General features: G+C 40.6%; 6 protein-coding genes. 1 reads left to right on the top strand and 5 read right to left on the bottom strand.

The window, feature by feature from the left end; all coding sequences use genetic code 11:
- Positions 1-282: 282 nt before the first annotated feature.
- From EDD74_RS14765 to EDD74_RS14785, 5 genes are all read right to left on the bottom strand, one after another.
- On the bottom strand, positions 283-879 hold the full coding sequence (locus EDD74_RS14765) for a helix-turn-helix domain-containing protein (protein ID WP_116441109.1): 597 nt from the start codon (positions 877-879) through the stop codon (positions 283-285).
- A gap of 152 nt (positions 880-1,031) precedes the next feature.
- Positions 1,032-3,656 (bottom strand): ABC transporter permease, encoded by a 2,625-nt coding sequence (locus EDD74_RS14770; RefSeq protein WP_242990068.1) that lies wholly within the window; start codon positions 3,654-3,656, stop codon positions 1,032-1,034.
- Positions 3,622-4,323 (bottom strand): ABC transporter ATP-binding protein, encoded by a 702-nt coding sequence (locus tag EDD74_RS14775; protein WP_116441107.1) that lies wholly within the window; start codon positions 4,321-4,323, stop codon positions 3,622-3,624. The genes EDD74_RS14770 and EDD74_RS14775 overlap by 35 nt, the downstream gene beginning before the upstream one ends.
- A 189-nt stretch (positions 4,324-4,512) precedes the next feature.
- On the bottom strand, positions 4,513-5,358 hold the full coding sequence (locus tag EDD74_RS14780; RefSeq protein WP_016441406.1) for a sensor histidine kinase: 846 nt from the start codon (positions 5,356-5,358) through the stop codon (positions 4,513-4,515).
- A gap of 50 nt (positions 5,359-5,408) precedes the next feature.
- Positions 5,409-6,086, bottom strand: coding sequence for a response regulator transcription factor (locus tag EDD74_RS14785; RefSeq protein WP_009263317.1), 678 nt, complete (start codon positions 6,084-6,086; stop codon positions 5,409-5,411).
- Positions 6,087-6,477: 391 nt separating this feature from the next.
- Here EDD74_RS14785 and EDD74_RS14790 point away from each other — a divergent pair, with 391 nt between their 5' ends.
- Positions 6,478-7,161, top strand: coding sequence for a phosphoribosylaminoimidazolesuccinocarboxamide synthase (locus EDD74_RS14790; protein WP_008976972.1), 684 nt, complete (start codon positions 6,478-6,480; stop codon positions 7,159-7,161).
- Positions 7,162-7,452 lie beyond the last annotated feature (291 nt).

Genomic DNA, 7,452 nt, shown 5'->3' on the forward strand with positions numbered 1-7,452 from the left:
CTCTCTCGAGCGCTCAGTTATCATACCATTCTTCGACACGAATTGTCAATAGTTTTTTTATTTTTTATTTTATTTGTACAATTCATACAATTTCCAACCCTGCTTTTGACGCTTCTCCGTGATTTTCCATTGTTTTCTCTATCTTCTCTCATCATTGATAGATACGAAATATTATCGTGGCTACACTGTGAAAGCAGACAACATAGTTCTTCTATTGCTGTTGCTTATGACAAATGAATATATTTGTTAAGTAAACACTTTTGTAATTGTCCGCTTCCACATTTATAAAAAATAGAATCCGATATATTTTTTGAACAGTCCATGTCTGTTACAATAGCCATATAAAAATCCATGTCCCTTTTTTCGAAATCGTATAGAAATATCCTGCTCGGGATATAGTTTTACTATTTCTACAGACCCTGATGTGACATAGGCAATAAAAGATACATAATGCCCTTTACTCATCGAATGTTTCATCACAATAGAAAATTCATTGTCAACAGTTTCTACAAAAAGTGAATGCTCTTCCTCAGCGGTTTCTGCTTCCTGCTTTAGAAGTGTTATTCCACAACAAGAAAAATTTCCTTCGCCTACAGCTGTTATAATGTTCCCACAAATCGGGCATACATAGAATTGTATTCTTTTTATATTTCCGGATACATTTTCATTTGTCTTCAGATCTCCGGTAAATAATTCTGTCAGTGAGACATGAAGTGCTTTTGCCAACTCTTCTACTATACTGATATCCGGCAAACCTTTTTCTGTTTCCCACTTTGAAATTGTTTTATCGCTCACATTCAGTTTTTCTGCCAATTCCTTTTGCGTGATTCCGTGTTTGATCCTTAACGTTCTTATCGTATTTCCTGTTACATAACTCATAGTAATCTCCCTTCACCTATAAGTTTATTGTATCAGTAAAATCTTTTTTTACAATCTACGCTAAGTAGAATACCTTTTTCATGAGCCCTTCAATGATTCTCCCCTCATTTATTGCAGCAACTTCTGTCAACAATATTTTGATTTTTCTCAGATTAATCCTCATTTTTCAGCTGCTCGATCATGCTTTTCTTTCCCTGAAAATGATACGCAGCCTTTGGAACAAGCCATCCAAGCACCAGTAAAAACGGAAAAGTCACAAGCATTGGCCAGATTACAAACTGATACTTCATAAACCAGATCTGTGAGGTCAGTACCCGCAATATTGTCACGGACATTAACATCCCGATGAGCACTGAAGATATCATTGTAAATCCTGCGTAATAAATTCCTTCCAATGTCAGCATCTTTATGATCTGTTTTTTCGTCATTCCGATTGATTCTAGCATTGCCAGCTCACGAAGCCTTGTGACGATACTCGTCAGAATGGCATTGATAAAATTCAGGATACCGATCACGGCGACTACAAATGTCAAAAAACATCCAATGATTGTAAACATTCCCTTCAAACTTTCAAACTCATTGGACCATTTTAATTTTGACTCGTAGTTCATCGTAGGCTCTGTCTTTTCCGAATAATTCTTGACGAATTGTTGAATCGCTTCTTCTCGGTCGTCTCTCACATCAAACGAATAGCTCATCAGATAGTCTTCCGATAAGTCCTTCCGAAATACTTCGGCTGTTGTATAATATGGAAATATCACAGAATAACGCGTAGATAACCCATAATAATTTTCTTTGATCACGGAGAGGATTTCTACTTCCCGCTCTTCGCCATTTGGAAAACTCAGAGTAACTTTGTCGCCCGCATGATGTACCATATCCTCTTTTCTTACCATTCCATTATCATCTGTCGACACTGCATAGATCAGATAGTTCCCCGTTGCCAGCTTTTCCTTGATCACATCAAGATCTTTCTCCCCTTCATAAACTTCCATTTTTTCAAATAGAAAATCATCTACCCCATAATACATTGTCTGATAGTTTTCTTCATTCAATTTTGTTACCGGAATTTTTTCTCCATTCCACATCCAGCAGAGTTCCCCATTTTCATTTACAGGCATATTTTTCGGAATTTTATAATCAGAAATCTTTACTCCGACCTGATCTGTTGCCGCATAGATCCGTCCACCTTTTTCAAATCCTTCCTGTTCTTCGCACGCTTCTATAAAGCTTTCCGTTAAATTTGATTCCTGAAGATCTTCTTTTCTTGCAGAATACTCTGAATTAAAGTATTTTGCATTGGCAATCACAAAATCGGAACTGACAAAGTTCGCCAAATACTTGTCCATATCAAATGCATTTGTAAACGTAAAAATACTGTTTAATAATACGATTGCAAGCGACAACGACACGATTACAATAACGGTCTTCCCTTTATTTCTTCCTAAATTAGAAAGTGCCATCCGACTGATTTTCCCGCCGTCTGTCGTTTTTTTCTGTTTCTTCGCCTGCCTTTTTCCTTCTGTGTAGCGCACAGCCTCCACCGGGGAAACTTTTGCCGCCAATTTCGCCGGTTTCCCTGCCGAAATGAATACTGTGACAAGTGCAAACACGGTTGCCCCAACAAAAATCCACGGATTCATAGATACTGCCGAATCACTGTTTCCCGCTATCGTATGTGATAAAAGCATTGGTACGATCGCCTTTCCTACAAAAAATCCAACGAAAAGTCCACACGGAATTCCAATGGCAGAAAGTAACAATGCCTGCCTTCGGATAATCTTTTTAATCTGCTTTCCAGTCGTTCCAATCGTCTTCAAAAGCCCGTAGAACCGTATATCTTTCATAACAGAAATCTGAAAAATGTTATAAATAATCAGATAGCCTGTCAAAACAATCAAAAATCCAACACCTGCAATCGCAGCAACTGTCATAGGGTCTCCCGAAGTACTCTCAGAAATATATGCCCAGTTTGCGTTGCTTGCAATATAGTTTTTTTCTCCCTCTTTCGTGGAGTATCCACTTTCCCTGGCTACCTTGTCCAGCTTCTCCTGTATCCCTTGGGAATTTTGAAAAACAATCTCCATTCGGATTGCGCCTACCGGAGAAGTATCCTGATCATAGGTGTACTGCAATTCCTCCTGATGTTCTGCCAGATAGGCTTTGGATACAACAGTAAATCCCACATCAAGAGCCGGATCAGATCGGATCACTCCGGAAATGCGGAAGGTGCGCTCCACCGGCTCCTGCCCTTCCCGGATTTTCAGAAGCAGTGTAATCTGCTGCCCGGCTTTCGCTTTCATCCCAAGCAGCTTTAACGATGTTTCATCGACCAGTACTTCCTCCGCCTTCTCCGGCGCTTTTCCATCAATGATCTCAATGAAATGGTGTCCATAAAAGTTCTTCGGATAATACCATATTTCCATATGTCGCTTTAAAAATTCCGGATTCTCCACCGTATTCGCCACAAGTCTGTTATCCGCACTTTCTTTGACCAGGGGATGTCTGCTCAGCTTTTCATACTGCTCCTCCGTAATATTTTTGAATACTCCATGAGAATCACCACCTGCCTGACGCATGGTCTGCCGCTGAAAATTCTCTGCTGTTCCGATTCCCACTGTAAATAATGTGGTAAACAACATTGCAGTCAGTGCAATAGCGATAATGGCAATGACATTCCTTGTCCGGTTTGCCCGGAAACTTTTATACGAGATCTTATCAATAACCTTTTTGTTACGCACCTTACGCATAGAATTCACCGCCCTTTCTGCGCGCATTTCTTCCCTTGATCTTTCCATCCTCGATACGTACGATCCGGTCTGCCATCTGGGCAATCTCCTCGTTATGTGTGATCATCACAACTGTTTGTCCGAACCGGTCGCTTGTCACTTTGAGAAGACTTAACACATCCTGACTTGTAGCTGAGTCAAGATTTCCCGTTGGCTCGTCAGCGAGGATGATCGCAGGCTTACTGGCAAGCGCCCGGGCAATGGCTACCCTCTGCTGCTGTCCACCGGATAACTGTGCCGGAAGATTATACCTTTTCTTATCCAGTCCCAGTACATGGATCACATCCTCCACAAAGTCTTCATCGACTTCATTTCCATCCAGCTCGATCGGAAGGACAATATTTTCATAGACGTTTAGCACCGGAACAAGATTGTAGCTCTGAAATACAAATCCAATCTTTCTTCTTCGAAAAATTGTCAGTTCTTCTGGTTTCAGTGTGGAAATATTTCTTCCATCTACAATGACCTGCCCGGATGTCGGCACATCTAAACCTCCGAGCATATGAAGCAATGTTGACTTTCCACTTCCCGACGTTCCTACGATTGATACAAATTCTCCCTGCGCTACCGCCAGATCCACACCATCCAATGCCTTCACAAGGGTATCTCCGCTTCCATAATATTTTTTCAACTCTTTTGCCTCTAAAATTGTCATACCAACAACTCCTTTCTATTCACACAGTTTCTTTTCATCCCTAACCATTTTTTGTTCTTTCTATATAAGAAAAAGACCTTATAGAATCAGAACCTGCCCCTCTTTTCGTCATGCGGTTCCTCTCTATAAAGTCATTTTATAAAATCATTCTTACGAGAATCTTTCCAAAATCTAACAGTTTTGACAGATTTACTCTTTCTGAAGAAATATTTTAAAAATACTTCCGTTTCCTTCTTTGGATTCTACTTTGATATAGCCACCCTCGCGCTGAACGATTTCCCTGGCCAGATACAGTCCGATCCCGATGCCCTCTTCCTGCTGCACTAGGTCTGACCGGTAAAACCGGCTGAAAATCTGTGCCCGCTCCTCTTCCCGGATTCCGATTCCCTGATCCTTGACCGCAATACAGAAATACATCTCATATGATATCCCTTCCACCTCTATCCGGCTTCCTTTCGGTGAATATTTTACTGCATTATCCAAAATATTATAGAGCGCTTCCTGCGTCCACTTCTGATCAAAGTTCGCTTTGCCTTCTATATCACCACAGATTTCTATCTGGATTTCCTTCTGCCTTGCCCTTGGCAGAATCTCCTCTGTCGCTTGACGCAAAAGGCTTCCTACCCGCTGTACCGATGGACAGATTTTGAAAACATCCGATTCCAGCCGCGACATTTTCACAAGTGCCATCGTGAGAAATTCCAGTTTTTTCGCATACGTTTCAATCTGTTCTGCCAGATATTTCTCCTGCTCCCCTTCAGTCTGCTCTTGCAAAAGTTCCGAATACAGCATGATATTTGCAAGTGGCGTCTTCATTTGATGAGAAATGTCCGAAATCATTGACTGAATATTTTCCCGCTCTGCTTTTGTCCGTTCCATCGACATACTGGACATCGTAAAATACTGTTTCCACTTTGATTCCAGCCGCGACAATTCTGTCTCATCATATGACTCCTCCGTAAATGTTCCGTTGATCGCTTTGGTCAGCATCTCATCCAGTCTTTGAAGTGTCCTTGTCATCCGAAAGATTCGCACACGTTTTCCCCCTTTCCCTTCTATCTTTTCTTTTTGTTTCTTCTGTCTTTTTATCTCTCCCACACATAACCAAGTCCGTATACCGTTTGGATCGGATTTTTCTTTCCCGTCTGTTCCAGCTTTTTTCGCAGCCTTCCGACAGTCACCGAAAGTGCATTCTCCTCTACATACTGCGCTCCGTCACTCCAGATTCGATCCACCAGTTGCTCTCTGGTCAATGTCTGCCCCTGATGCTCAATCAAAATCCGCAGAAGCTTCTGCTCTGTCTTACTCAGCGTAACTTCCTTGCCTTCTACTGTAAAATACATTTGTTCAAATACAAACCGATATCCGTCCTTTTCATAAGTAAGACCTTTGTCCTGTGCCATCCGTGCAAGCATCCGTTCCACCCGCGCCCGCAGGATCATCAGACTGAAGGGCTTCGTAATATAATCATCTGCCCCGAGAGAAAATCCGGTCACCTGATCGATTTCCAAATCATTTGCCGTCAGCATAATAACCGGAACTTCCGACTCTCTCCGGATCTCCTCAAGAAAGGTATATCCACTCCCATCCGGAAGATTGATATCCAGAATGATAAGAGATACTCTCTCCTCCTTCCAGATTCTTCTTGCTTCTTTAAGATTGTACGCTGAATAAAATCGATACTCCGGCGCATGCAGGGCAAGTGTGATCCCTTGGTTTAAGCCTCTGTCATCTTCCACAATTAAAATCTTCTTCTCTGCCATACCGGCTCCCTCCTTTTCCGATTTCTCCATGTTTTCTGCTTTTTTCTCATTCAATTCCTTTGGATGAAATGCACAAAACTTTTTCTCTGACCTCTATTATATCGAATTTCTCCTCGCAAAAACAAGTTTTTCTTATCACTCTTCTGCATTTGCTCAAGCAAATCGTTTTTATAATATTCATTATTTGCGAATAAAAATACATTTTATTCTCATCTATTAGCGCTAATTTTTAATGTCTATTAGCCTTGATTTTTAATAGGTTTTTTTCTTATTTTTTGTGAAATTTTTTCAAAAAAATTGTAAAAAAAACATTTTCATCTTCCATCAGTTGTGATACAGTAAAGAAGTTCAGTAAGATAACACTCATTAATTACAGAAGGAGATTTGTACAATGAAGAAAATTTATGAAGGAAAAACCAAAGATGTATTCAGCCTTGAGAACGGAAATGTAATGCTCAAATTCAAAGATGACTGTACTGGAAAAGACGGAGTTTTTGATCCGGGCGAAAATAGTGTTGGATTAACAATCGAAGGTATTGGCAAAGCAAATCTTGAAACATCTGTTCACTATTTTGAACTGTTAAAAGATGCAGGCATCAAGACACACTATGTAGGTGCTGATGTAGAAAATGCTACAATGGAAGTGCTCCCTGCGACAGTGTTTGGACACGGATTAGAAGTAATCTGTCGTTTAGTTGCAACAGGAAGTTTCATCCGCAGATATGGAGAATATATCGAAGACGGAACAGTTCTTGACGGTGGTTATGTAGAGTGTACATTCAAAAACGATGCTTTAGGTGATCCGCTTGTGACTGGAGAAGGTCTTGCAGCACTCGGAATCATGACACCGGAAATGTTCGAAAGCATGAAAGAGCAGACATTAAAGATCACAAAGATCGTTGCTGATGATTTAAAATCTATCGGACTTGACCTCTGGGATATCAAATTTGAGTTCGGTTACAACAACGACGAAGTAATCCTGATCGATGAGATTGCTTCCGGAAACATGCGTGTTTACAAAGACGGAAAGATTGTAGAGCCAGTAGAACTGACAAAACTGATCTTAAATAGATAATACTGAAAAGGAACTGCCTGCAGATTTGATCAAGACAATTGACCAAACACCTTCTGCAAAGCAGTTCCTTTTTTATCCATTCTTATTGTCAACGGGGGTGTCGCAAAATCATCAAATTAGATGATTGAGCGATGCCCTCGCTCTATATGTGTAAAAAAACTGGAAAGAATCTTTTGAACTGTTGAATCTTTCCGGTTTTTTGCGTACTTTAATAAAGCTATCAGTTTTTCGCCTTTTTATGCGGTTTCTTTTACTGGGAACAGGTGGCTTCCTGTTCGCTCATTCTGTATT

The sequence above is a fragment of the Faecalimonas umbilicata genome (assembly GCF_004346095.1).
GTDB lineage: Bacteria > Bacillota > Clostridia > Lachnospirales > Lachnospiraceae > Faecalimonas > Faecalimonas umbilicata.

What these genes read in the sequence shown, in the direction of transcription:
- EDD74_RS14765 (WP_116441109.1), bottom strand. Translation starts at nt 879, where the DNA reads ATGAGTTATGTAACAGGAAATACGATAAGAACGTTAAGGATCAAACAC.
- EDD74_RS14785 (WP_009263317.1), bottom strand. Translation starts at nt 6,086, where the DNA reads ATGGCAGAGAAGAAGATTTTAATTGTGGAAGATGACAGAGGCTTAAAC.
- EDD74_RS14775 (WP_116441107.1), bottom strand. Translation starts at nt 4,323, where the DNA reads ATGACAATTTTAGAGGCAAAAGAGTTGAAAAAATATTATGGAAGCGGA.
- EDD74_RS14790 (WP_008976972.1), top strand. Translation starts at nt 6,478, where the DNA reads ATGAAGAAAATTTATGAAGGAAAAACCAAAGATGTATTCAGCCTTGAG.
- EDD74_RS14770 (WP_242990068.1), bottom strand. Translation starts at nt 3,656, where the DNA reads ATGCGCGCAGAAAGGGCGGTGAATTCTATGCGTAAGGTGCGTAACAAA.